Genomic DNA, 24,451 nt, shown 5'->3' on the forward strand with positions numbered 1-24,451 from the left:
ACGTGAGGCACCCGTACGGCAACGGCCTTCAGGCGCCGGGGATCTCCCGGGTCGACGCCTCCAGGAGCGGGACGAGGAACTGCCGCTCCAGGCTGCCGGGCGGCAGGGCCTCCGGTTCGACGTAGCTCTGGGCGAGACCGCCCTCGCGCAGGGCGATGAGGAGCCGTGCGAACCGGTCGGCGTCCACGGTCAGTTCACGCCCCGCCCGCCGCAGGACGAGGGCGAGGCCGCGGGCGATCTCGGCCCGCAGCCGCTCGTCGTGGCGCGCGAGGACCCAGGCGGCCTGCGGGTCGCGGATGGCGTGCAGGGTGAACTCGGTGGTGACCAGGTACCAGTCCCGCTCGTCCGGGTCGACGCGGGCGGCGAGTTCCGCGAGCCGGGTCAGGGTGTACTCCTCCGGCGTCAGCGCGTCGATCGCCTCGGCGAGCCGCCGCACGGTCCGGTCGCTGTGCTCGTCGAAGAGCGCGAGGAAGAGCTCCTCCTTGCTGGCGAAGTTCGAGTAGTACGCGCCCCGGGTGTAACCGGCGCGCTCGCAGATCTGCTCGATCGTCGTCGCGTGGAAGCCGTGCTCGGCGAAGGTCTCCAGGGCGGCCTTCAGGAGCGCCGCACGGGTACGGGGCCGCCGCCTGGTGACACCTTTGGGCACGGCTGCCTCCTCCTCGCCTCTCGCCGGGTGCCGCGTCCTGCGGCGGACGCCCACCCTACCGGCGCCTCCATGCCGGGCAGGGATGAGCACCGGCGGATAAAATTCACGACATGGGAGAGCGACCCGTCGCGCCCGCGGCGCCTGAACTGGTCCTCGAGATCGACGGGGACGTGACGCTCATGGATCCGACCCGCGTCTACCGCGTCGGGCGGGACCCGACCGGGGACTTCGTGCTCGCGGACGCGCGGGCGTCCTGGCACCACGCGGTGCTCACCGCCGCCGGGGGCCGCTGGACGCTGGCGGACGAGGGCAGCACGAACGGCACCTTCGCGGACGGCGTGCGCGTGGCGGGCCGGCGCGAGGTGGGCCCGGGGACGGTCGTGCGGTTCGGGCATCCCGAGGACGGGCCGCGCGCGGTGTTCTCGTCGGTGAGCCGGACGGAGCGAGCCGACCGAGCGGACCGAGCCGACCGGGCTGACCAGGCGGACCGGGCGGACCCATTGATCGCGCCGGACGTGCCGGAGGCTCCGGCCGCGCCTCAGGCGCCGCTCTCAGCGGGCGTGTCCGCCCCCGTGGACGGACCCGGGCCCGTTGTCGTGCCGGAACCCCCGCACGTACCGGAGCCCGTGCACCTACCGGAACCCCCGGACGTACCGGAACCCGTGCACGTACCGGAACCCCTGGACGTACCGGAGCCGTCGCCGCCGCCCCCGAGTGGGTCCCCGCCGCCCCGGCCGCCCTCCGTCTCGCACCCCGCCGCCACCGGTACCTTCCGGCAGCCGACCTCCGTGCGGCCGCTGCCCGCGCACAGCATCAAGATCGGCCGTGCTCCCGAGAACGACGTCGTCGTCTCCGACCTCGTCGTCTCCCGGCGCCACGCCGAGCTGCGGGCCCATCCCGACGGTACGTACTGGATCCATGACCTCGGCAGTCACAACGGCACCTTCCTCAACGGCGCCCCCGTCGTCGACGCCCGCGTGACGCCGGACGACATCGTCGGGATCGGCCGCTGCGCGTTCTGCCTGATCGGCGGGCAGCTCGTCGAGTTCACCGACACCGGCGAGGTCTCCCTCGACGTCCAGCAGCTCGCCGTCACCGTCGACAAGGGACGCCGCACGCTCCTCGACGAGGTGTCCTTCCCGGTGGGCGAGAAGTGCCTGCTCGCGGTCGTCGGGCCGTCCGGCGCCGGGAAGTCGACGCTCCTCGGCGCGCTGACCGGCCAGCGCCCCGCCGACCGGGGCACCGTGCTCTACGACGGCCGGGACCTGTACCGCGACTACGCCGAGCTGCGCCAGCGCATCGGGCTCGTCCCGCAGGACGACATCCTGCACCTCCAGCTCACCGTGCGCAGAGCCCTCGGCTACGCCGCGGAGCTGCGCTTCCCCGAGGACACCGTGCCGGCCGAGCGGCGGGCCCGGGTGGACGAGGTGATCCGCGAGCTGGGGCTCGTGGAGCGCGCGCAGCAGCCGATCCACAGTCTCTCCGGCGGCCAGCGCAAGCGGGTGAGCGTCGCCCTCGAACTCCTCACCAAGCCGTCGCTCCTCTTCCTCGACGAGCCGACATCCGGTCTCGACCCGGGCATGGACCGCTCGGTGATGCACATGCTGCGCGGGCTCGCGGACGACGGGCGGACCGTCGTCGTGGTCACGCACAGCGTCCTCAGCCTGGACGTGTGCGACCGGCTGCTCGTACTCGCGCCGGGCGGCCGGGTCGCCTACTACGGGCCGCCCGCGGACGCCCTCGGCTTCTTCGGTTTCGCGCAGTGGCCCGAGGCATTCGAGGCCTTCGAGAACGACCGGGACCGCGACTGGGCCGGCCAGTTCGGAACCTCCCGCTTCCACCGCCGGTACATCACGGACGCGACGGCCCGCCCGAACGTGCCCGTCCTCGGGGCCGCCCCGCCGCCGGAGCCGGCCCCGCCCCCGAAGGCGCAGAGCTGGGGTTCCCAGCTGCGCACCCTCGTCCGGCGGTACGCGGCGGCGCTCTCCGCCGACCGCACCTTCCTCGCCATCATGATCGCGTTGCCTTTCGTGATGGGGGCGATGGCCCGGGCCCTGTCCGAGGGCAGCCTCAACCCCGAGTCGACCCTGAACGTCCTGCTCATCCTCTGTGTGGGCGGAGTCCTCACGGGCGCGGCGAACGCGGTGCGCGAGCTGGTCAAGGAACGCACGATCTACCGGCGCGAGAGAGCCGTGGGCCTGTCCCGCTCCGCGTACCTCGCCTCCAAGGTCGTCGTCCTCGGCGTCATCACGGTGGTGCAGGCGGTCGTCCTGACCCTGGTGGCCCTGATCGGCGTGCCGCTGAACGTGCCCGGCGGCAAGGGCGTGCTGCTTCCACCGCTGGTGGAGATCACGCTCGCCGTGGCGCTGCTCTCCTTCACCGCGATGATGCTCGGTCTCCTCGTCTCCGCGCTCGTCCGCAAGGAGGAGGTGACGATGCCGCTGCTCGTCCTCCTCGCCATCGTGCAGGTGGTGTTCTGCGGGGCGCTCCTGACCGTGCGCGGCACCCCGGTCCTGGAACAGCTGGCCTGGCTGGTGCCGTCCCGCTGGGCGTTCGCGGCGATGGGCGCGACGATCGACATCGGGAAGGTCGCGCCGAGCGACAAGACGACGGATCCGCTGATGCGGCACACGGCGGAGGCCTGGCTTTTCGACATGGGCATGATGGTGCTGCTCTGTCTCGTCCTCGGTCTGCTCGTGGCCCGGCTGCTGCGCCGCCACGAGCCGGTCGTCATGCGGAGGTAGGCCCGTGAGCGTCCCCGTACCCCAGTACGTGCCGGACTTCCGGCCCACCCACGTCGTACCGCGTGCCGGTCTCGCCGCCTGGGAGGCGCCGGACCCGGCGCTGCCGACCGTGCCGCTCGACGCGTTCCTTCCGGTACGCCTCGAGGAGCGGGCCGGCGACTGGGGACGGATCCTGTGCTCCAACGGCTGGGGGGCGTGGGTCGACGCCCGGCTCCTGGTCGCCGTCCCTGACGACCCGCCGGCGGCGGGCGGGCCGCTCACCAGGACGGCCGATCCCCGCCCGCTGATCTCCCGCGCCGAGGACGCCCTCGGCCGTTACCGGCGCGCCGCCGAGGAGCTGGGGGCGGGCCGCCTCGACGGCGAGGGCTTCCGGCTGCGGACCCGTGGCCTGCGGGTGGGCATGGTCGTCGACGGCGAGTCGGTGTGGCTGTACGACGCGGAGCACGAGCGCTGGGTGTACTGCGACGGCGTGGGACTGAGTACGTACGCCGCTTCCGCCGTGCCCTCGCGCGCCGGGGCCACGGGCCCGGGGCCCTCCCCGTCCCCCTCCCCGACGCCCTCTCCTTCGCCGGCACCCTCGCCCACCGTCGTGGCCGCGCCGTCCGGGGAACCCGTCGGACCACCCGCCCCCGTGCACGAGCCGACCCAGGTGGTGCTGATCGGCGACCCGCCCACCACCGGGCCGCCGCCCACGCAGATCGTGGAGCGGCCCCCCGACGAGGCCGGTGAGGACTGATGGCCGGCGGGCCGCTCGACGGCGCCGACGCCGACCTCCCCGCGGGGCGTCCCTCGGGCCTCCTCGGCAAGGAGATCGCGGGCTACCGAGTGGAGGGCGAGATCGGCCGCGGCGGCATGGCGGTCGTGTACCGGGCGCGGGACCTGCGGCTCGACAGGACGGTGGCGCTCAAGCTGCTCGCCCCCGAACTGGCCCGCAACGACACCTTCCGCAAGCGTTTCGCGCACGAGTCGCGGGTCGCCGCCTCGATCGACCACCCCCACATCGTGCCGGTGTTCGAGGCGGGCGAGACGGAGGGCGTGCTGTACATCGCCATGCGGTACGTGGCGGGGCAGGACCTGGTGGCCCTGCTCGACCGCGAGGGGCCGCTGCCGCCCGTGAAGGCGGGGCGGATCGCCGTACAGATCGCGTCGGCCCTGGACGCCGCGCACGCGCACGACCTGGTGCACCGGGACGTGAAGCCCGGCAACATCCTGGTCGCCGAGGGCACCGACCGCGACCACCCGGAGCACGTGTACCTCACGGACTTCGGTCTTACGAAGAAGTCGCTGTCGCTCACCGGCTTCACCACGGTGGGCGAGTTCGTCGGCACCCTCGACTACGTGGCGCCGGAGCAGATCTCCGGGAAGCCGGTGGACGGCCGCTGCGACGTGTACAGCCTGGCGTGCGTGGTGTTCGAGACCCTGGTGGGGGCGCCGCCGTTCCGTCGTGACACCGACTGGGCGGTGCTGTGGGCGCAGCAGTACGATCCGCCGCCCCCGCTGTCCGAGGCGCGGCCGGGGCTGCCGGAGGCGGCGGACACGGTGTTCGCGAAGGCGCTGGCGAAGACGCCCGACGAGCGGTACGACACCTGCCTGGAGTTCGTCGCCGCACTGCGTACCGCCCTGGCCACGGGCGACGCCGGCACCGGGCCCGTGGTGGCGAAGGCGCCCGAGCCGCTCGGCCCGCCGCCTGATCCGCCCGCGTGGGCGCGGCCGGTGTTCCGCGCGCTGTGACGGGCGCGCTGTGACAGGCGGCGCCGGGCGTCCTGCTCGGACCGGACCCTCCGACGACCGGACCCGGGTCTACGCGCCGGGCGGCGGCGAAGGCGGTCGCGGTGGTGCGTCGACCGCGTCGACCTCACCCCTCCGGCGCACGCGGGAGGCGAGGAGTCCGCCGAGGAAGCCGAAGAACAGGCCCCAGAGGAGGGCGAAGCCGGCCGTCTTCCAGATGTGCGGGCGCAGGACGACCTCGCCGCCGAGCGAGTCGAGGTCGCCGATGCCCAGGATCGAGAGGCCGAAGCGGGCCTCGACCAGGGTGACGGGGGCGACGACCAGCATCGTCAGCGCGAACGCCACCCCCAGGTGCACGGCGTGCTGCCAGAGCCGGATCCTGGCCGGCGACCGGACCGCCGCGACGAAGGCGACGGCGAGGACCAGGACGGCGGCGACGGGCAGCAGCCACCAGGCCCTTGCGTCCTGCGCGGCGAGGGAACCCAGGTCGATCGTCGAGAGGTCGGGGGTGTCGCCCGTGCCGCCGCCCTGCCGCAGGACGGCGTCGAGGACCTGCGGCATGGGCAGCCCGAACGGCCCCTCGACGCGGCCCTCCCAGGAGCCGCCGATGCCCACGCCGAGGGCGAGCCAGGCGACGTTGGGCAGACCCAGCAGCACGACGGCGAGCGTCTCGGCGGCGTGCCCCTTGGTCGCCGCCACGACCAGGCCGATGACCAGGCCCACGGCCACGTACGCGAGCACCAGGAGGAGCATCGCGTGGGCCGCCGGGCGGACGGGTTCCTGGTAGCGGACCAGGCGGGGCGGCAGCGGGGTCCTGCGGGAGACCAGCAGCGCGATGAGAAGGACGCCGAGGATCCACAGGAGGCCGTAGAACAGGGTGGGTCCGAGATCGGTGCGGAATCCGACGGTGGGGTTCACGGCGTCGAGCAGCTCGCCGAAGAGGTCTTCGAGGGACGATCCCTCCCGTTCGCCGCCGCCCAGGGTGATCGGGAAGTCGTGCCGGGCCAGGGCGGAGAGGCCCGCGAGGGCCGCCAGCCAGAGCACGACGGTGCTCGCGGCGCGCAGCAGGAGTTCGCGGGTGCCGGTCACGGCGTGGTGGCGCAGCGGGAACAGGAAACAGAAGCCGGTGACCAGTGCGCCCACCAGGGTGACGGTGAGGGGCATGGCGGTCAGTTCCGCCTGGGTTCCGGCGAGGGCTCCGGCGTCGCCGGAGAGCTCGACCTTGCCGCCCGCGGCCATGACGACGACCGCCGCGAGGACGGCGGCGAAACCGCCGGGGAGGTCGGCCGCGCCCGCGGCCCAGAGGCCGAGGCCGGCCATGAGGCCCATCGCGAGGTACCCGGCGACCACGGCCGCCAGGGCCTGGAGGCCGATGCGGGCGAGGAGCCCGGTGGAGGTCGCGGCGGGCCGCGTCGAGGTGGGGAGCCGACTGCTCACGCTGCCCACGCTAGTACGGGGGGCGGTCTGCCGCAGTACGCCTGACGGCTGTCCGTGCGCGGACGGTGGCCTCCGCTTGCGTGAGGGCACCGTCCGGCGCACACAATGGGCCCGGAACGGAAGAAAGGGAAAAAAGTGACTTCCCACCCGCCGTCCGGCCCCCCGTCGGTTCCTCCCGCAGGTCCCCCCTCCGGCCCCCTCTCGGGCCCGAGCACACGCCCCGGTACCGCCGGACCCCCACCTCCGCCCGGACCGCCCACCGGTGGTTCGGGGGGCGGCTCGGGCGGTGGCGGCTCGTCCGGCGGAGGCGGTGGTCCCGGAGGCGGCGGCCCCGCGGGCGGCGGTTCGGGCGCTCCCGGGAACGGCGGTGCCGGCAAGGGCCCCTGGTGGCGTTCCGTCCCGAAGGTCGCCTCGGTCACCGCGGTCGCGGTGGCGGCCGCGGCCCTGGCCGTCGTCCTCACGAACAGCCCCGGCGGGGGCGGCTCGACCGGCTCCGGTGGTGGCGAGGTCTTCCTTCAGAACGCCGCCGCGTCGGGGCCCGACCCGTTCACCCGGTCGACGGCCCGCGCCGGCGCCGCGTCCGCCCCGCCGGCCTCGCTGCCACCCCGTACCGCGTCGGCCGCCACCGAGGTCTCGGGGTCGACGCCCGGTCTCTACGGCGGGACGCAGAACGCGGCCAGCTGCGATGTGGAGCAGCAGGTGCGCTACCTCTCCGCGGAGCCCTCGAAGAACGCGGCGTTCGCCTCGGTCATGGGCATCTCCGCCGGTGATGTGCCGCGCTACCTCCGCTCCCTGACCCCGCTCCAGCTCCGGGCCGACACCCGGGTGACGAACCACGGCTTCCGGGACGGCTCCGCCACCACCTACCAGGCGGTGCTCCAGGCCGGTACGGCGGTCATGGTCGACGGCCGGGGAGTGCCCCGGGTGCGCTGCGCCTGCGGCAATCCCCTGACCGATCCTGTGCCGCAGAAGGAGCCGCGGACCATGGGGACGCCCTGGCAGGGCTACAACACCTCCCAGGTGGTCGTGGTGGCGCCCGCGGTGACGGTCGTGAACGTCTTCGTGGTGTACGACCCCCGGGACGACAGCTGGTTCGCGCGGAAGCACGGCGACACCGGGCGGCACGACAAGCCGACCCCGCCGCCTCCCCCGCCGCCGACCCGGTCGCCCTCGACGTCGCCTTCCACCTCGACGTCCCCTTCCGTCTCCCCCTCGTCGCCGGTGCCGTGCGTGACGGTGACGGGCACGGAGACCCCGGCGCCGATCAACGGGATCACGCCGTCGCCGTGTCCCGTGACCCTCTCCCCCTCGGCGTCGACGTCGTCGCCGACGTCCTCGCCGCCCACGTCCCCTCCGGACACGTCCCCGTCGACCGACACGTCCCCGCCCGGCTCCTCGCCGGCGACCGAGTCGTCGGCTCCGGAGTCCGCGCCGGTGACGGACAGCACGGACGGCACGGACGGCTCGGCGTCGGTCAGCTCGCCCGCGACCGTCTCCTCGCTGTCACCCCCGGCGGATTCCGGGACGGCCTCGGGCTCCTCCTCCGTCCCGGCCCCCGGTCCCGGAGGCGCGCCGTGGGCACGGTCCGCCACGCCCGACCGTCAGTCCGTGGTCTGAGGACGTGGGACGCGCGGCCTGCGGCCCCCTTCGGGGATGACGAGGGGCGTACCGGCCACCGGGCAGGTGATGACGGTGGCCGGCAGGTCGAAGACCTCCTGGACGAGTGCGGGCGTGACGATCTCGCCGGGCGGCCCCGCGGCGACCACCCGTCCGTCGCGCATCGCGACGAGATGGTCGGAGAGGAGTTCAACATCGAGATCAGCGAGGAGCAGATCGCCCAGGCCGACGCCGACGTGATCTTCTACACCACGTTCTCGGGCGGTGAGGAGCGCAGGACCAAGTTCCTGGCCAACCCGCTCTGGAAGCGCCTCAAGGCCGTCGAGAACGGCAACGTCCACGAGGTCAAGGACGAGGTCTGGATGACCGCCGTCTCCCTCCAGGGCGCGCACATGATCCTCGACGACATGGCCCGCATCTTCAAGGTCGACCCGGCCAAGGCCTGACCTCGTCCGCCCGTACCCCCGACCCGGTCGATCCCCTTCGGCCAGGTGCGGGGGTACGGGCGTTCCGAGAGGCCGGGGATCCGGTCCCGACGACCAGCCGGTCGACCGTCCCGGCCGACGAGCCGGCCCGCGCGCCGGTCACGTCTGTTCGGCGGGACGGGGGTGGGCGGGAGCGGGGGTACGGAACGGATCGCTCGCCGGATCGGTCGCCGTCGTCGCCGTGCGCAGGCGTCGCAGCCAGGTGCCGATCGGCAGGGGCCGGGCCACCGGCTCCTCCGCCCGCCGCTGCCACCTCCGCTCGTCACGGTCGGTGAAGTGTCCGGACATCATGCGTCTCCTCTCCCCTGGAAGGCTGCCAACCAGGCCACTGAAGAGGAGTCTGTAACCTTATTGGCCTGGACAGCAGAGCCAATAAGGAGTCATTGGCATGGCAGTGGCACGTGTGGTCCACACAGCGGACCGGACCCTGACGGGCCGCCAGCTGGCGACGCTCCTCACCCCGCCGCCCGAAGGCCGGTTCGGCTACCGCGAGCTGGCCCGGGCCGTACGGGAGGCCCTGCTCGACGGCCGGGTGGCGCTGCGGATGCGGCTGCCGGCCGAACGGGAGCTCGCCACGGTGCTCGCCGTCAGCCGGACGACGGTCACCGGGGCGTACGACCTGCTGCGGGAGAGCGGTTACGCGCACAGCCGGCGTGGCTCGGGCACCTGGACGGCGCTCCCGGAAGGCCAGGCTCCGACCGCCCTCGGCGCCTTCCACGACGACGACGGGGCGACCATCGACCTCGCCCTCGCCGCGCCGCAGGCACCGGCGGAGGAGCTCGCCGCCGCGCTCGCGTCGGCCGCCGCGGAACTCCCCCGCTACGCGGGCTCGCAGGGCTACCACCCCTACGGGCTGCCCGCGCTGCGCGCCGCCGTCGCCGCGCGCTACACCGCCCGCGGCGTGCCGACGCTCCCGGAGCAGATCCTCGTCACCACGGGCGCGCAGCAGGCGGTTTCGCTGGTGCTCACCCTGCTCGGCAGGCCCGGGGACCGGGTGCTCGCCGAGAACCCCTCGTACACCAACGCCCTCGACGCGATGCGGAACCGCATGCTGCGCGTCACCCCGGTCCCCGTCACCGAGGCCGGCTGGGACACCGGGCTCGTCGACGCGGCGCTCCGCCAGACCGCGCCGCGCCTGGCCTATCTGATCCCGGACTTCCACAACCCCACCGGCCGCCTCATGCCGCAGGAGCAGCGCCGTGACATCGCACGGGCGGCGCGGGCCACCGGCACCTGGCTCGTGGTGGACGAGACGCTGACGGACATCGCCCTGGACGTGCCCGCGCCCCTCCCGTTCGCGGCGGCGGCCGCCGGCGGCGACAGCGAGCAGATCGTCTCCGTCGGCTCGCTGAGCAAGAGCTGCTGGGGCGGGCTGCGGGTCGGCTGGGTACGGGCCGCCTCCCGGGTCGTGACCGAGCTCGCCCGGGTCCGGATCACCGCCGACCTGTCCGGTTCCGTACTGGACCAGCTGGTGGCCGTCGCCCTGATGGACCGCCTCGACGTCGTCCTGCCGCGGCGGATCGAGGAACTGCGGCTGCGCCGGGACGCGCTGGCCTCGGCCCTGGCCCGACACCTGCCCGAGTGGCGCTGGACGATGCCGCCCGGAGGGATGTGCCTCTGGATCGACCTGGGCCGCCCGGGCGCCTCCGCCCTCGCGGCCCGCGCCCTGCGGCACGGGGTGCGGGTGGAAGGTGGCGCGCGGTTCGGCGTGGACCCGGGCACCCACGAACACCGGCTGCGCCTCCCGTACACCCTGCCCGAGGACGTCTACGAACCGGCGGCGGAGCGCCTCGCGGCGGCTCTCGACGGCGCGCCGGGCCGCTTCACGGACCCGGCACTGCCGGACTGGGTGGCCTGAGACGGCCACCGTGTGCGGCGTTAAACGGGATGCCTGGCGACCGAGGTACGTGTACGGTCCACCGAGTGGAACCACTGACCGACAAACAGATCCGCTCGTCCTTCGTGAACTGCACCAAGGGCGAGGCGGCACGCCTCAAGCTGCCGCTCGACTTCTCGGAACTCCCCTGGGAGGACCTGGACTTCCTCGGCTGGGTCGACCCGGGCGCGCCGCTCCGCGCGCACCTGGTCGTCCCCCGGGCGGACGGTCCGGTCGGCGTGAGCCTGCGCGTGCCGGCCTCCGGGCGGACCAGCGCCGTGAAGTCGAGCATGTGCCAGGTCTGTCTGACCGGACACGCCTCCTCGGGCGTCACGCTCCTCGTCGCACCCCTCGCCGGGACCCGGGGCCGCGAGGGGAACACGGTCGGGATCTACCTCTGCGCCGACCTGGCCTGCTCCCTGTACGTCCGGGACCGGCGGCAGCCGAAGCTGCGCTCCCGGCGCCATGAGGAGTCCCTCACGCTCGACGAGCAGGTCGCCCGCCTGACGGGCAACCTGGACGCCTTCGTCGACCGGGTGACGGCCGGCTGAGGAACCGCGCGGCCACGGCCCGCGCGCGTGCGGCCTCCGCTCAGCGGAAGGCCTGTTCGCCGGTGAGCGCCTTGCCGATGACCAGGGAGTGGACCTCGCTCGTCCCCTCGTAGGTGAGCACCGACTCCAGGTTGTTGGCGTGGCGCAGCACCGGGTACTCCAGCGTGATGCCGTTGGCGCCGAGGATGGTGCGGCACTCGCGGGCGATGGCGATGGCCTCGCGCACGTTGTTCAGCTTGCCCACGCTGACCTGCTCGGCGGTGAGCGCGCCCGCGTCCTTGAGCCGCCCCAGGTGCAGGGCGAGCAGCATGCCCTTGCCGAGCTCCACGGACATGTCGGCGAGCTTCTGCTGCGTCAGCTGGTACGAGGCGAGGGACCGGGCGAAGACGATCCGGTCGCGGGCGTACGAGATCGCCGTCTCCAGGCAGTCGCGGGCGGCGCCGAGCGCGCCGAAGACGATGCCGAAGCGGGCCTCGTTGAGGCAGCCGAGCGGGCCCGAGAGGCCGCGGGCGTCCGGCAGCACCGCGTCGGCCGGGAGGCGCACGTCCTCCAGGACGAGTTCGCTGGTGACGCTCGCCCGCAGGGACAGCTTCATCTTGATCTCGGGTGCGCTGAAGCCGGGGGTGCCGGCCGGGACGAGGAACCCGCGCACGCCGTCCTCGGTACGGGCCCAGACGACGGCCACGTCGGCCACGGAGCCGTTGGTGATCCACATCTTGGTGCCGTTGAGGATCCAGTCGGAGCCGTCGCGCTTGGCGTTGGTGCGCATCGCGCCCGGGTCCGAGCCGGCGTCGGGCTCGGTGAGACCGAAGCAGCCGATGTACTCGCCCGCCGCCATCTTCGGCAGCCAGCGCTGCTTCTGCTCCTCGGAGCCGTACTTCCAGATCGCGTACATGGCGAGGGAGCCCTGTACGGAGACGAGCGAGCGCAGGCCCGAGTCGACGGCCTCCAGCTCCAGACAGGCGAGGCCGTACGCGACGGAGTTGGTCCCCGCGCAGCCATAGCCCTCCAGGTGCATGCCCAGGACGCCGACGCCGCCGAGGGTGCGGGCGAGTTCGCGGGCGGGGATCTCGCCCTTCTCGAACCAGCCGGCGACGTGCGGGCGCAGCTCGCGGTCGGCGACGGCGCGCACGGTGTCGCGGATCTGGCGTTCCTCGTCGGTGAGCAGCCCGTCGATGGCGAGAAGCTCGAAGGGGTGGAGGGGGGTGGACGGCGACGACTTCACGGACGGCCTCCTGGCGGCTGTGGCAACTCGGCGACCGCAGCGTAGCCGTAGATCGGATATTGGATCCAGTATTGAAAATCCGATGTCCGAACCGTACGGTCCGACGACTGGATCCGATCGCCAGTGAGGGAGAGCGGAATGCGCGCAGACCAGCCGGGCACCCCTGAGGCTCCGGCGACCCCGGAGGGCGGCGCCCTGTCCGGAGGCCCTCTGTCCGGAGGCGCCCTGTCCGGAATCGTCGTCGCCGACTTCGGCCGGGTGCTCGCCGGGCCGTACATGACGATGCTCCTCGCCGACCTGGGCGCCGACGTGATCAAGATCGAGCGGCCCGGCTCGGGCGACGACACGCGCGCGTGGGGCCCGCCGTTCGCCGCCGGCGAGGCCACCTACTTCCTCGGGGTGAACCGGAACAAGCGCTCCGTCGCCCTCGACCTCACCGACCCAGGGGACCTGGCGGCGGCGCGCGCGATCGTGCACCGCGCCGACGTCCTGGTGGAGAACTTCCGCCCCGGCACGATGGAGAAGCTCGGCCTCGCGTACGAGGACGTCCGGGCGGCCAACCCGGGGCTCGTCTACTGCTCGGTGACCGGCTTCGGCACCGCGGAGGGCGCCCGTCTGCCCGGTTACGACCTCCTCGTCCAGGCCATGGGCGGCCTGATGAGCGTGACGGGCGAGCCGGGCGGTCAGGGGACGAAGGCCGGGGTCGCCCTGGTCGACGTGATCACGGGCCTGCACGCGGGACTCGGCATCCTCGCCGCCCTCCGGCACCGCGAGCGCACCGGCGAGGGGCAGCGGGTCGAGGTCTCCTTGCTCGGCTCCCTCCTCTCGGCGCTCACCAACCAGGCCTCCGCCCACCTCGGCGCCGGGGTCGTCCCGCGCGCGATGGGCAACCGGCACCCGAGCATCGCCCCGTACGAGGTGTTCGAGGCCCAGGACAGGCCGCTGGTCCTCGCCGTGGGCAACGACCGGCAGTTCCGGGCCCTGTGCGAGCGGCTCGGCCGGCCGGGCCTCGCCGACGACCCGCGCTTCGTCACCAACACGGCCCGGGTCGCCCACCGCGACGAGCTGGTCGCGGCGCTCGCGGGACCGCTCGCCGCCCGGACCGCCGACAGCTGGTTCGAGGAGCTCACCGCGGTCGGTGTGCCGTGCGGGCCCATCAACGACCTGGCCGCGGCCTTCGACCTGGCCGACCGGCTCGGGCTCGCCCCCCGGGTCCCGGAGTCCGCGGCCGGCCCCGGGCAGGTGGCCCACCCGATCCGGCTCGACGCCACCCCGCCCGCCTATCGCACCGCTCCCCCGCGGCTCGGCGAGCACACGGAGGACCTGCTCGCGGAACTGGGACCGGCCGTCCACGGGCGCTCGGCGGCGAACGACCGCGCATAGGAAGATGGTCGGCACCCGCGCGGCGATGCGCGGGTGAGCCAGGTGAGGGAACGGAAGGTCACAGGCGATGAGCAGCGCGGTGCAGAAGAGGCGGCCGCAGACCGCCCAGCAGTTCGTCCTGGAGGAGCTGCGGCGCGCCATCACCAGCGGGGAGCTCAGGCCCGGCGGTCAGATCCGTCAGGACGCCCTCGCCGCCCGGTTCGAGGTGAGCCGGGTGCCGCTGCGCGAGGCCCTGAAGTCCCTGGAGGCCGAGGGGCTGGTCGTCCATCACATCCACCGGGGCTACTTCGTGGCGGAGCTCTCGCTCGACGACCTGGAGGAGATCTACCGGATCCGGGAACTCCTGGAGACGGAGGCCGTGCGCATGGCCGTCGCGCGGATGCCGGACGGCACGGTGGCCACCCTGGAGCGCATCCAGCGCGAGGTGGAGCGGGCCGCGGACGAGGGCGACGTACCGGGGATGGCGGCGGCGAACCGGCTCTTCCACTTCACCCTGATCGAGGCGTCGGGCATGCCGCGCCTGGTCCGCCTCATCGGGACCCTGTGGGACTCCACCGACGCGTACCGCTCGCTCTACTACACCGAGGACCCGCACCGGAAGCAGGCGGTGCGCGAGCACCGCGCCGTCATCTCCGCGCTCCGCCACGGTGACGAGGAGGCCGCGATCCGGTGGCTCGACGAGCACCGCGCCCACGCGGTGGCGGCGCTGCGCCGGGTCCTGGACCTGGGCTGAGCCGCCGAAATCGGATGCGGACGGCGCGGACACGGTCCTAGGCTCCTCCCCATGCATCACGGGGGACTTTTCAACATCGTGGACGTCGAGGCGACCTGCTGGGAGGGCCGGCCTCCGCCCGGCGCCGTCAGCGAGATCATCGAGATCGGGTTGACGGTCGTGGACCTGGACGCGGGCGAGCGGGTCTCGCGGCACGGGATCCTGGTCAGGCCCGCCCGCTCGCGGGTCAGCCCCTTCTGCACCGAACTGACCGGGCTCACCCAGGCGGAGGTCGACACCGGTCTGGACTTCGCCGACGCCTGCCGGCTGCTCGCCACCACGTACGGGGCCGGAAGGCGCCCGTGGGCGAGCTGGGGCGACTACGACCGGAACCAGTTCACCCGCCAGTGCCGGGCCACCGGCACGCCGTACCCCTTCGGCCGGCACCACACCAACGCCAAGGCGGTCTTCACCGAGGCTTACGGGCTTCCCAAGCGTCCGGGAATGGCGCGGGCCCTGGAGTTCGCAGGGCTGCCGCTGGAGGGCCGGCACCACCGCGGGGAGGACGACGCCTGGAACATCGCGGCCCTGGTCCTGCGACTCGCGGGCCGCGGCGCCTGGCCCACGCCGTCGGAGTGACCGCGAGGTGTCCGGAACCGCCCGCCGGAATGGCGCGTCTTCGACCCTGCCGGCCGGTGAGCGGGCGGCGGAACGCACAAGGGGGACCCGCGGTGGAGAACAAGCCCGGAAGACGGACCGCACGCGCCAAGCTGCTGGTCGCCGCCCTCGCCCTGGCGTCGGTGGCCGTGGGATGCCAGGACACGGGAGGCGGAGGAGAGGGCTCGGCGCCCGGGAAGCCGGGGGCCTCCTCGAAGAAGCCGCCGTCGTCGGCCCCGTCGAAGAAGCCGGTCAAGCCGTCGCCCAGCGAGTCGAAGAAGCCGGAGAAGCCCGGAAAGGACTCCCCGGCGGACGCCCTCACCTGTGACCAGCTGCGGAACGCCCCGTTGCAGGGCCCGTCCCTGCGGCTGCCCGACGCCCCCGAGGGGGCCATCGCCTTCACCGACGGCCGGTGGGAGGGGGACGGTGTGGTGATCGAGCTCCAGCCGCAGTGCGGCATCGGGGACGTGACGGGTGACCCGGCGGCCGATGCCGTGGCCGCCATCAAGGTCACCACGGGCGGTACGGGCCGCTTCTACGGCCTCGTCACCTGGCGCAACGAGGCCGGGGCCCCCGTGCCGGCGGCCGCCGCGTCGCTCGGCGACCGCACACCCGTGGTGTCGATCGACGCCTCCTCGCCCGCCGCGCGGCAGGTGACCGTCGTCCATCTGACCCGCGGGGACGCCGAGCCGGCCGCCGTCGTGACGATCCGGCGCACCGCCGTCTACCGGGTCATGGAGCCCGCCATGACCGAACTGCGGCACAGCGACGCCCCGTACACCCCCTGACGTCGTCCCGGCATCCGTGCCCGCGCGCGGATTCGCCTACCCTTGCGCCGGACGCGAGGAGGAACCATGGGACGGATGCCGTCGGCCCAACGACGCAGGCAGCTGGTCGAGGCGGCGATCAGGGCGATGACCAGGGACGGTGTCGCCCGAACCACCACGCGGTCGATCTGCGCCGAGGCGGGTGTCTCGCTGAGCGTGTTCCATTACTGCTTCGACTCCAAGCAGGCCCTCCTGGAGGCCGCGATCGAGACGATCACCGACAACTACGTGGCACGGGTGATGTCGGCGGTCGAGCCGGGTGCCACGCTGCGGGAGACCGTGCGGGGGGCGCTCCAGACGTACTGGGACCACGTCACGGCCCACCCCGGCGAGCACATGCTGACCTACGACCTCACCCAGTACGCCCTGCGGGAGCCCGGGTTCGAACATCTGGCGCGCGCCCAGTACGAGCAGTACGTGGTGTCGGCGGGCGCCCTGGTCGAGCAGGTCCGGGTGATGCGGGGATTCGAGCCGAAGGTGCCGGTGGAGACGATCGCGCGGTACCTGGCGGCGGCGATCGACGGTCTCACGCTCCAGTTCCTGGTCCTCGGCGACGCGGAGGCGGCGGCCGGGCAGCTCGATCTGACGGCTGATCAGCTGGTGCTGCTGATCGACGGGTGAGCGAAGGCCGCGACTCCCCGGCCGACCCGTACCCCTGACGAAGGGGGCGGGGCGGTCGGCGCCTCGCGTCCGTCAACAGGTCATCTGTCCCGGACTCTTGACTCACTGCACCGACACCGCGATCCTCGGGGCGCCCGGTACACCCCCACCGACCGGAGGCATCGCTGACCATGACTCGACCCCATTCGCGCGGGACCGGCGGCAGATCCGCCCTCCTGGCGCTGTTCCTCGCCCTCGCCGCCGTCCTCTTCGGCTCCGGTCCCGTCCCCGCGGCCGGCGCCGACGGCGGCTGGTGGGAGCCCACGTCACGGCCCGCGCCCGACTCGCGGATCAACGTCACGGGCGCGCCGTTCACCGGAACGGACGCGCAGGGCAAGGTGCGCGGCTTCGTCGACGCGCACAACCATCTGATGTCCAACGAGGGGTTCGGCGGCCGGCTCATCTGCGGCCGGACGTTCTCCGCGGGCGGGGCCCCCGAGGCGCTCAAGGACTGTCCCGAGCACTACCCGGACGGTTCGGGCGCGCTGTTCGAGAACATCACCGGCGGCGCCGACGGCCATCACGACCCGGTGGGTTGGCCGACGTTCAAGGACTGGCCGGCCCACAACTCCCTGACCCACCAGCAGAACTACTACGCGTGGGTGGAGCGGGCCTGGCGCGGCGGGCAGCGGGTGCTCGTCAACGACCTGGTGACGAACGGCCTGATCTGCTCGATCCTGCCCCGGGACCGGAGCTGCGACGAGATGACGTCCATCCGCCTCCAGGCCCGTAAGACGTACGAGCTCCAGGACTACGTCGACGGGATGTACGGCGGCCCGGGCAAGGGCTGGTTCCGCATCGTCACCTCCGCCGCGCAGGCGCGCTCGGTGGTCGAGCAGGGCAAGCTCGCGGTCGTCCTGGGCGTGGAGACCTCGGAGCCGTTCGGCTGCAAACAGATCCTCGACGTCGCCCAGTGCGGCAAGGAGGACATCGACCGCGGCCTCGACGAGCTGTACGGGCTCGGGGTGCGCAGCATGTTCCTGTGCCACAAGTTCGACAACGCGCTGTGCGGGGTCCGCTTCGACTCGGGGGCCATCGGGACGGCGGTCAACATCGGCCAGTTCCTGTCGACGGGCACCTTCTGGGCCACGGAGAAGTGCGCGGGCCCGCAGCGCGACAACCCGATCGGGCTCGCGGCCGCCCCGGTGATGGCCGCCAAGCTGCCGGCCGGGGTGAGCGTCCCCTCGTACGCCGCAGACGCGCAGTGCAACACCCGCGGCCTGAGCCGGCTGGGCGAGCACGCGCTGCGGGGCATGATCGACCGCGGCATGATGCTGGAGCTCGACCACATGAGCGTCAAGGCGGCCGGGCGGGCGCTCGACATCCTGGAGTCCGAGGAGTACCCGGGCGTCCTCTCCACCCACAGCTGGATGGACCTGGACTGGACCGAGCGGCTCTACCGCCTGGGCGGCTTCGTCGCCCAGTACATGCACGGCGCGGAGGGCTTCATCGGGGAGGCCGCGCAGAAGGCGGATCTTCGCCACAAGTACGGGGTCGGCCTCGGCTACGGCACCGACATGAACGGGGTCGGCGGCTGGCCGGGGCCGGTCGGCGCCGACGCGCCGAACGCGGTGAAGTACCCCTTCCGCAGCTTCGACGGCGGTGCGGTGATCGACCGCCAGGTGACGGGCGAGCGCACCTGGGACCTCAACACCGACGGCGCCGCGCACAACGGCATGGTGCCGGACTGGATCGAGCAGATCAGGCTCAGCGGCGGCCAGGGCGTCGTGGACGAGCTGGCCGGCGGCGCGGAGTCGTACCTGACCACGTGGGGGGCGACCGAGAAGCACGAGCCGGGTGTCAACCTTGCTGACGGCGCGCCCGCTTCGGCCAGTTCCTCGGAGTGGCACCCCTTCACGAGCTACGCCCCAGGACGGGCTGTCGACGGCGACGTGGGCACCCGCTGGGCCAGTGACTGGTCGGACGGCCAGTGGCTGGGCGTGGATCTCGGGGCCGTACGCCGGGTCGGCCGGGTCACCCTCGACTGGGAGCGCGCGTACGCGCGCCAGTACCGGATCGAGGTGTCGGAGAACGGCACGGACTGGCGGACGGTGTGGTCCACGGACGCCGGGGACGGCGGGTACGACACGGCGGAGTTCGCGTCGACGTCGGCCCGGTACGTCCGGATGCACGGCGAGCGGCGGGCGACCCAGTGGGGCTACTCGCTCCACGAGCTCGCGGTCCACAGGGCCTGAGGGGCCCGAGGCCTCCGGAAGCTGAACGGGTGCGGGGCCGGACGGATCGACGGGCGATCCGTCCGGCCCCGCTCCCTCGGCTCAGCCCCCCTCCACTCCCGTCCAGTCGGCGGGGATCCGGGCGAGCCGTACGCGCTGGGGATGGTCGCCGACGTCCACGGAGGCCACGCGCCGGCCGGTGGCGAAGTCGATCGCGGTCACCCGGTCGGTGCCGCTCTCGGAGACCACGCAGGACCGTCCGTCGCCGCTCACGGTCGCCCAGTACGGCTTGGAGGCCTCGACCAGTGGGCCCTCCTGGAGCGTGGCGCGGTCGACGACCGTGACGTAGTCGTCCATCGTTCCCGCGACGCAGAGCTTGGTGCCGTCGGGGCTGATCGAGAGGCCGTGATGGCGCGAGTCGTTGACCCAGGTGGTGCGGTCGGGGTCGGTCGCCGGGTTGCCGGGGAGGGCCTTGGCCCGGGTGATCCGGTCGGTGGCGACGTCGTACTCCAGGAGGCCGTTGTGGAAGGAGACCTGGAAGTAGAGCTTCTTCTCGTCCGGGCTGAAGACCAGCGGCCGCACGGCGTCGGAGAGGTCGCCGCGCCCGAAGGCGTCGAGGCGTTCCCGCATGTCGATGACACGGACGGTCTCGAAGGTGCGGGCGTCGACGACGGTGATGCGGCGGTCGCCCTTGGTCCAGTCGAGCCAGGGGGCGTCGAGGGCGGTGGTGACCTCGCCGATGGACATGTTCCACAGGAGTCCGTCGGAGGTGAAGACGTTCTCGTGCGGCTTGTCGCCCGTCTTGAAGGAGCCGAGCTGGCGGCCGGTGGCGATGTCGAGGACGTGGACCGTGTTCGCCGTGGAGGCGGAGACCGCGACCCGGGTGCCGTCGGGCGAGACGGCCATGTGGTCGGCGCGGTAACCAGCCACGGGGAAGCGCCAGTTGACGCGTCCCGTACGCAGGTCGAGGGAGACGACGTCGGCGAAGCTGGGGCGGGAGACGACCATGGCGGAGCCGTCGGGGGTCGCGTACATGTCGTCGACGAACTGGTCGTGCCCCTCCCCCGGCCCGCTGCGGACGCCGAGGAAGAAGGCGAGTTTGACGGGGTTCAGATAGATCTCCCGGAGGCGTTCCTCCTTGTCGGGGATCACGTTCAGGCGGCCGATGCGGTGGAAGTCGCCCCGGGAGGCGATGACGTCGGCCGTTCCGTCCCAGTTGTTGCCGACGAACATCGCCTCGCGCAGCTCCGCCGACGCCGGCCCCTCGGGGGCGGCGGAGCCGGTACCACCGGCGGTGGCGACGAAGGCGAGGGCGACCGCGACGGCGGTGGCGAGGTGCCGGGTACGAAGCCGGCGGGTGCTGGACGTACGGGAAGGGGGCATGCGGGGTCCTTCTTCCGGCTGGCAGGGGCGGCGCGGAGTGGCGGCTTACCCGAAGTAACCATGTACATGTCAATTCTTGCAAGCCCTTCTCACGCCTCGCTCTTCTCGCCCTCGTCCCGCTCGGCCACCCCGTGGGAGATCATGGGATCCGGAACCCCGAAGGGACGGAACCGACGATGAGGCACCGCAGTGTCGCCGACCTGATGACGCCCACCGCGGTGGCGGTGCAGCCCGGGACGTCGTTCAAGGAGATCGCGCGGCTCCTCGACGAGTACGGCATCACCGCCGTCCCCGTGGTCGACGAGGAGAACCGGCCGGTGGGAGTGGTCTCCGAGGCGGACCTGCTGCGGCGCCACACGGAGAAGGACGGGCCGAGCACCGCGGAGGCCATGATGTCGAGCCCCGTCGTGACGGCCCGGCCCTCGTGGACGGCCGTCGAGGCGGCCCGGCTGATGGAACGGCACCGGGTGAAGCGGCTGCCGGTGGTGGACGCGGACGGGCGGCTGATCGGAGTGCTCAGCCGGAGCGATCTGCTTCAGCTGTTCCTGCGCAGGGACCGCTCGATCCAGGAGGAGATCCGCGAGGACGTGGTCGTCCGCATCCTGCGCCTCTCCCCCGCCGCCGTGCACATCGACGTCGACGAGGGCCGGGTCACGCTCAGCGGCACCCTCGACCGCGTGGGGCTCGGACCGATCCTGGTCCGGCTGTGCGAGACGGTGGACGGGGTGGTGGAGGTCGAGGACCGGCTGACGTACGAGCCCGGGCCACCGGGCGGGGAAGCGACGCCCCCGCCCGCCGCGCGTGGCGGTCCCGTCAGGAGACCGCCTCCGGCCAGCCGTATCCGGGCCCGGTGTGCTGGGGTACGGTCCCCGCGCCCACCGCCTCCATCTCCCGGTTGGCCTCGCGCATGAGCTTTCCGGCCAGGTCCTTCATCGCCCGGCTCGCGGCGAGCTCGTCACCGATCGCCGGCACGTCCACGTCCGCCGGGTTGCACCGGGCGGATCCGTGGCCCGTGAGGGTCGAGGTGCCGGTGCTGAGCCGCGCTTCGGCACTGGTCCTGCCGCTCTCCTCGACCAGTTCGACGCCGACCGTCCATTCCAGGGTGCGCGTCATGGTCCGCCTCCTCGCACACAGGGCCACGCGGACCGGGGCGCGGCCCCTTCTCCGATATCTCCAGGATCCACCGGCCGGGGCGTGGACGCACGGGGAGTCGGGCTTCGTGCCGCCGATCCGGTCCGCCGGCGCCTCGTGGGCGTCCCCGGGCCGAGCCCGTCCGCCGGGGCCCGCCCGTGGGCGTCCCCGGCGCGCTCGGTCACCCGGGTCTTCCCGACGGTCGGACCGAGTCCCGACGGGTCACGCCGAGTCGCCGTTCACGACGAGGACGATCTTGCCCGTGGTGCGCCCGGTCTCACCGTGGGCGTGTGCCTTGGCCGCGTCGGCCAGCGGGAAGACCGCCTCGACGTGGGCGCGCAGCGCGCCCGACCGCACGAGGTCCGCGACGGCGTTCATGCCCGCGTGGTCGGCCTCCACGAGGTGGGTCTCCACGCGCACGCCCCGGGCGGCGGCCTTCGCCGCCTCGTCCGGGTCGGTGCCCGGCAGCAGGGAGACGAGGGTTCCGCCGGGGCGCAGGACGTCGAGCGACCGGACGCGGGTGTCGCCGGAGAGCGTGTCCAGGACCATGTCGACGTCGTGGACCACCTCGGCGAAGTCGACCGAGCGGTAGTCGACGACTTCGTCCGCGCCGAGGGAACGGACGAAGTCGTGCTTGGGGGCGCTCGCGGTGCCGATGACGTACGCGCCGCGGGCCTTGGCGATCTGGACGGCGACGTGGCCGACTCCGCCGGCGGCGGCGTGGACGAGGACGCGCTGACCGGGACCGACCGCGGCGATGTCGACGATCGCCTGGTACGCGGTGAGGGCGGCGAGCGGCAGGGCGCCGGCCTGGACGTGGTCGATGTCGGCGGGCTTGTGCGCGAAGGCGCGGGCGGGCCCGGTCACGTACTCGGCGTGGGAGCCGACGCCGTTCGGGTAGGGCAGCATCCCGAAGACCTCGTCGCCCGGCTTGAACACGGTCACCCCGAAGCCGACGGCCTCGACGACGCCGGAGACGTCCCAGCCGAGGACGAGCGGCAGACGGTCGAGGAACAGGCCGGCGGAGCGGTGCTTCCAGTCGGTCGGGTTGACGCCGGCCGCGTGGACGGCGACGAGGATCTGGCTCGGACCCGGCACGGGCCGGGGCAGCGTGACCTCCGTCAGCACCTCGGGGGTGCCGTGGGTGTTCTGGCTGATGGCGCGCATGGTGGCGTGGTTGGTCATGCGTTCAGCCTCGCCTTCCAGGCGGGCACGGACCATGGCATGATTGCCATCTTTCGACGAGATCGTGCCAGCGGGTGGATCGGCTTCGCGCCGCCCGCGAGATCGTCGGCCGTCACGGAAAGGGTCAGTGCCATGGGAGATGCCCATCGTGTCGTCGTCCTCGCCCTGGACGGGGTGTATCCCTTCGAACTCGGCATCCCGAGCCGGGTCTTCGGGTCGGCGGGCGGGCGCTACGAGGTCCTCACGTGTTCGGTGGACGGCCTGCCCGTCCGGACCAACGCCGACTTCTCGGTGACGGTCGCGCACGGGCCGGACGTGCTGCGTACGGCCGACACGGTGCTGCTGCCGCCGTTCGACACCTCGCTCATCTCCCGCGAACTGCCGCCGGGGTTCGCCGAGGCGCTGGCCTCCGTGCCGGCGGGGGCGCGGCTCGTGTCCATCTGCACCGGGGCGTTCCTCCTCGCCTCCGCGGGGCTGCTGGACGGGCGGCCCGCCACGACCCACTGGGCGCTCGCGGAGGTCTTCCGCTCGTGGTTCCCGAAGGTGGCGCTCGACCCGGACGTGCTCTTCGTCGACGACGGCGACGTCCTGACGTCCGCGGGCGCCGGTTCGGGGGTGGACGTCTGCCTGCATCTCGTACGGAAGGACCACGGCGCCGCCGTCGCGAACCAGGTGGCGCGGATGTGCGTCGTACCGCCGTGGCGGGACGGCGGCCAGGCCCAGTACATCGAGCGGCCCGTGCCCGAGACGACGGCGAGCGGGACCTCGGCGACCCGCCAGTGGGCGCTGGAGAACCTGCGGGAACCGCTCGCCCTGAGCGAGCTGGCCGATCACGCCCGGATGAGCCTGCGGACGTTCGCCCGCCGGTTCAACGAGGAGGTCGGCATGAGCCCGGGGCGGTGGCTGATCCAGCAGCGGGTGGCCCGCGCCCGGCAGCTGCTCGAATCCACCGACCTCCCGGTGGACGACATCGCGGGAGAGGTCGGCTTCGCCACCGGGACCTCGCTGCGCCAGCACCTCCATGCCTCCATCGGGGTCACTCCGCTCGCCTATCGGCGTACCTTCCGCGGCAGGGCGGGGGCGGCGGCCTTGGCGACCGACGACTGAGTCTTTCCGCAGGCGGGAGGCGTGCGCCCGGTCCCCGGATATTCCCCGGAACCCATCGGACTTCCCATGGCAGCCATTGGATTCCTCATTGGAAAGGCCTCCGGATCGGGGCTACGTTCGAGGACATCGCCACACCGACGGTCTCGGACCGGGACGCCGGGTGCGCGACGACCTCGCTTCGGGCCAGGCCCTGGCCCGTACCTCCTGGGAGAACCCACATGCCCAAGATCCTTTTCGTGATGACCGGCGCCGACCACTGGACCCTGGCCGACGGTACGAAGCACCCGACCGGCTTCTGGGCCGAGGAGGCCGTCGCCCCGTACGAGGCGTTCACCGCCGCCGGGTACGAGGTCGTCGTCGCCACCCCCGGTGGTGTCGTGCCCACCGTCGACAAGAGCAGCCTCGCCCCGGAGGTCAACGGCGGTCAGGAGGGCGCCGACAAGGTCGCCACCGCGCTCGGCTCGTTCATCGCGCTCCAGCGGCCGGTCCGTCTCGACGACGTGGACCTCACCGACTACGCGGCCGTCTTCTACCCGGGCGGCCACGGCCCCATGGAGGACCTCGCCGTCGACGCGACCTCGGGCAGGCTGCTGACCGAGGCGCTGCGCTCCGGCAGGCCGCTGGCGGTCGTCTGCCACGGCCCGGCCGCTCTTCTCGCCGCCACGGACGCCGACGGCGTGAACGCCTTCGCCGGCTACCGCGTCGCCGCCTTCACCAACGACGAGGAGACCCAGTCCGGTTTCGCCGACAAGGCGAAGTGGCTCCTGGAGAGCCGTCTCGTCGAGGCCGGCGTCGACGTCCAGGTGGGCGAGCCGTGGGCGCCGAACGTCGTCGTCGACCGCAACCTCATCACCGGCCAGAACCCCGCCTCGTCCGCCCCGCTCGCCGCCGAGGTCCTCAAGACCCTGCGCTGAGGCTCTCGC

The 24,451-nt window shown here is 73.1% G+C and carries 23 protein-coding genes; 16 read left to right on the plus strand and 7 right to left on the minus strand.

Annotated elements, in window-relative coordinates; translation table 11 throughout:
* Positions 1 to 28: 28 nt before the first annotated feature.
* Entirely contained in the window at positions 29 to 646 is a 618-nt protein-coding gene (locus tag IO20_RS0109350; RefSeq protein ID WP_030550708.1) for a TetR/AcrR family transcriptional regulator, read from the minus strand.
* Between the two features lie 110 nt (positions 647 to 756).
* Here IO20_RS0109350 and IO20_RS0109355 point away from each other — a divergent pair, with 110 nt between their 5' ends.
* The 3 genes from IO20_RS0109355 to IO20_RS0109365 are packed head-to-tail and all read left to right on the plus strand — an operon-like array spanning position 757 to position 5,121.
* Entirely contained in the window at positions 757 to 3,390 is a 2,634-nt protein-coding gene (locus IO20_RS0109355; RefSeq protein ID WP_030550710.1) for an FHA domain-containing protein, read from the plus strand.
* 4 nt (positions 3,391 to 3,394) lie between these two features.
* Positions 3,395 to 4,126 (plus strand): hypothetical protein, encoded by a 732-nt coding sequence (locus tag IO20_RS0109360; protein ID WP_030550712.1) that lies wholly within the window; start codon positions 3,395 to 3,397, stop codon positions 4,124 to 4,126.
* On the plus strand, positions 4,126 to 5,121 hold the full coding sequence (locus IO20_RS0109365; RefSeq protein WP_030550714.1) for a serine/threonine-protein kinase: 996 nt from the start codon (positions 4,126 to 4,128) through the stop codon (positions 5,119 to 5,121). The genes IO20_RS0109360 and IO20_RS0109365 overlap by 1 nt, the downstream gene beginning before the upstream one ends.
* 69 nt (positions 5,122 to 5,190) lie before the next feature.
* Here the strand turns inward: IO20_RS0109365 and IO20_RS0109370 are convergent, their stop codons facing one another.
* Positions 5,191 to 6,564 carry a streptophobe family protein gene (locus IO20_RS0109370; RefSeq protein WP_030550716.1) on the minus strand — a complete coding sequence of 458 codons (1,374 nt, stop codon included), beginning with the start codon at positions 6,562 to 6,564 and terminating at the stop codon, positions 5,191 to 5,193.
* 126 nt (positions 6,565 to 6,690) lie between these two features.
* On the opposite strand from IO20_RS0109370, the gene IO20_RS40230 reads away from it, so the two are divergent.
* Together IO20_RS40230 and IO20_RS0109385 are read left to right on the plus strand one after the other, a co-directional pair.
* Positions 6,691 to 8,172 carry a DUF6777 domain-containing protein gene (locus IO20_RS40230; protein ID WP_425423706.1) on the plus strand — a complete coding sequence of 494 codons (1,482 nt, stop codon included), beginning with the start codon at positions 6,691 to 6,693 and terminating at the stop codon, positions 8,170 to 8,172.
* Positions 8,130 to 8,618, plus strand: a complete 489-nt coding sequence (locus tag IO20_RS0109385) for an ABC transporter substrate-binding protein (protein WP_342668744.1) — start codon at positions 8,130 to 8,132, stop codon at positions 8,616 to 8,618. The genes IO20_RS40230 and IO20_RS0109385 overlap by 43 nt, the downstream gene beginning before the upstream one ends.
* 138 nt (positions 8,619 to 8,756) lie before the next feature.
* Here IO20_RS0109385 and IO20_RS0109390 read toward each other — a convergent pair whose 3' ends face one another.
* On the minus strand, positions 8,757 to 8,948 hold the full coding sequence (locus IO20_RS0109390) for a hypothetical protein (protein WP_157850756.1): 192 nt from the start codon (positions 8,946 to 8,948) through the stop codon (positions 8,757 to 8,759).
* A gap of 97 nt (positions 8,949 to 9,045) precedes the next feature.
* Here IO20_RS0109390 and yczR point away from each other — a divergent pair, with 97 nt between their 5' ends.
* Together yczR and IO20_RS0109400 are read left to right on the plus strand one after the other, a co-directional pair.
* The gene (gene yczR, locus IO20_RS0109395; protein ID WP_030550725.1) at positions 9,046 to 10,515 is read left to right on the plus strand and encodes a MocR-like transcription factor YczR; all 1,470 of its coding nucleotides are present in this window, start codon (positions 9,046 to 9,048) and stop codon (positions 10,513 to 10,515) included.
* 65 nt (positions 10,516 to 10,580) lie between these two features.
* Positions 10,581 to 11,084: an FBP domain-containing protein gene (locus IO20_RS0109400; RefSeq protein ID WP_030550727.1), complete on the plus strand. Its 504-nt coding sequence runs from the start codon at positions 10,581 to 10,583 to the stop codon at positions 11,082 to 11,084.
* Between the two features lie 40 nt (positions 11,085 to 11,124).
* Here the strand turns inward: IO20_RS0109400 and IO20_RS0109405 are convergent, their stop codons facing one another.
* Entirely contained in the window at positions 11,125 to 12,309 is a 1,185-nt protein-coding gene (locus IO20_RS0109405) for an acyl-CoA dehydrogenase family protein (RefSeq protein WP_030550729.1), read from the minus strand.
* 138 nt (positions 12,310 to 12,447) lie between these two features.
* Between IO20_RS0109405 and IO20_RS0109410 the strand changes: the two genes are divergently transcribed.
* From IO20_RS0109410 to IO20_RS0109435, 6 genes are all read left to right on the plus strand, one after another.
* Complete coding sequence (locus IO20_RS0109410) at positions 12,448 to 13,692, plus strand: CaiB/BaiF CoA transferase family protein (RefSeq protein ID WP_211270355.1); 1,245 nt, start codon at positions 12,448 to 12,450, stop codon at positions 13,690 to 13,692.
* Positions 13,693 to 13,759: 67 nt separating this feature from the next.
* Positions 13,760 to 14,425, plus strand: coding sequence for a GntR family transcriptional regulator (locus IO20_RS0109415; RefSeq protein WP_030550733.1), 666 nt, complete (start codon positions 13,760 to 13,762; stop codon positions 14,423 to 14,425).
* A 51-nt stretch (positions 14,426 to 14,476) separates the two neighbouring features.
* Complete coding sequence (locus IO20_RS0109420) at positions 14,477 to 15,043, plus strand: 3'-5' exonuclease (protein WP_030550735.1); 567 nt, start codon at positions 14,477 to 14,479, stop codon at positions 15,041 to 15,043.
* A gap of 92 nt (positions 15,044 to 15,135) precedes the next feature.
* Positions 15,136 to 15,849: a hypothetical protein gene (locus IO20_RS0109425; RefSeq protein WP_030550737.1), complete on the plus strand. Its 714-nt coding sequence runs from the start codon at positions 15,136 to 15,138 to the stop codon at positions 15,847 to 15,849.
* A 66-nt stretch (positions 15,850 to 15,915) separates the two neighbouring features.
* The gene (locus IO20_RS0109430) at positions 15,916 to 16,509 is read left to right on the plus strand and encodes a TetR/AcrR family transcriptional regulator (RefSeq protein ID WP_030550739.1); all 594 of its coding nucleotides are present in this window, start codon (positions 15,916 to 15,918) and stop codon (positions 16,507 to 16,509) included.
* A gap of 170 nt (positions 16,510 to 16,679) precedes the next feature.
* Positions 16,680 to 18,743 carry a galactose-binding domain-containing protein gene (locus tag IO20_RS0109435; protein WP_030550741.1) on the plus strand — a complete coding sequence of 688 codons (2,064 nt, stop codon included), beginning with the start codon at positions 16,680 to 16,682 and terminating at the stop codon, positions 18,741 to 18,743.
* Positions 18,744 to 18,824: 81 nt separating this feature from the next.
* Here IO20_RS0109435 and IO20_RS0109440 read toward each other — a convergent pair whose 3' ends face one another.
* Positions 18,825 to 20,105, minus strand: coding sequence for a YncE family protein (locus IO20_RS0109440; RefSeq protein ID WP_037635027.1), 1,281 nt, complete (start codon positions 20,103 to 20,105; stop codon positions 18,825 to 18,827).
* Positions 20,106 to 20,281: 176 nt separating this feature from the next.
* Here IO20_RS0109440 and IO20_RS0109445 point away from each other — a divergent pair, with 176 nt between their 5' ends.
* Positions 20,282 to 21,016: a CBS domain-containing protein gene (locus IO20_RS0109445; RefSeq protein ID WP_245684906.1), complete on the plus strand. Its 735-nt coding sequence runs from the start codon at positions 20,282 to 20,284 to the stop codon at positions 21,014 to 21,016.
* On the opposite strand, the gene IO20_RS38375 is transcribed toward IO20_RS0109445, so the two are convergent.
* Together IO20_RS38375 and IO20_RS0109450 are read right to left on the minus strand one after the other, a co-directional pair.
* Positions 20,919 to 21,218 (minus strand): DUF1876 domain-containing protein, encoded by a 300-nt coding sequence (locus IO20_RS38375; protein ID WP_078946017.1) that lies wholly within the window; start codon positions 21,216 to 21,218, stop codon positions 20,919 to 20,921. The two genes, IO20_RS0109445 and IO20_RS38375, sit on opposite strands and share 98 nt — an antisense overlap.
* A 240-nt stretch (positions 21,219 to 21,458) precedes the next feature.
* Positions 21,459 to 22,421 (minus strand): NADP-dependent oxidoreductase, encoded by a 963-nt coding sequence (locus IO20_RS0109450; RefSeq protein ID WP_245684907.1) that lies wholly within the window; start codon positions 22,419 to 22,421, stop codon positions 21,459 to 21,461.
* 132 nt (positions 22,422 to 22,553) lie between these two features.
* Here IO20_RS0109450 and IO20_RS0109455 point away from each other — a divergent pair, with 132 nt between their 5' ends.
* Together IO20_RS0109455 and IO20_RS0109460 are read left to right on the plus strand one after the other, a co-directional pair.
* Positions 22,554 to 23,528, plus strand: coding sequence for a GlxA family transcriptional regulator (locus IO20_RS0109455; RefSeq protein WP_037635029.1), 975 nt, complete (start codon positions 22,554 to 22,556; stop codon positions 23,526 to 23,528).
* A gap of 218 nt (positions 23,529 to 23,746) precedes the next feature.
* Positions 23,747 to 24,442, plus strand: a complete 696-nt coding sequence (locus tag IO20_RS0109460) for a type 1 glutamine amidotransferase domain-containing protein (RefSeq protein ID WP_030550751.1) — start codon at positions 23,747 to 23,749, stop codon at positions 24,440 to 24,442.
* Positions 24,443 to 24,451 lie beyond the last annotated feature (9 nt).

Source organism: Streptomyces exfoliatus, assembly GCF_000725545.1.
Lineage (GTDB): Bacteria > Actinomycetota > Actinomycetes > Streptomycetales > Streptomycetaceae > Streptomyces > Streptomyces exfoliatus.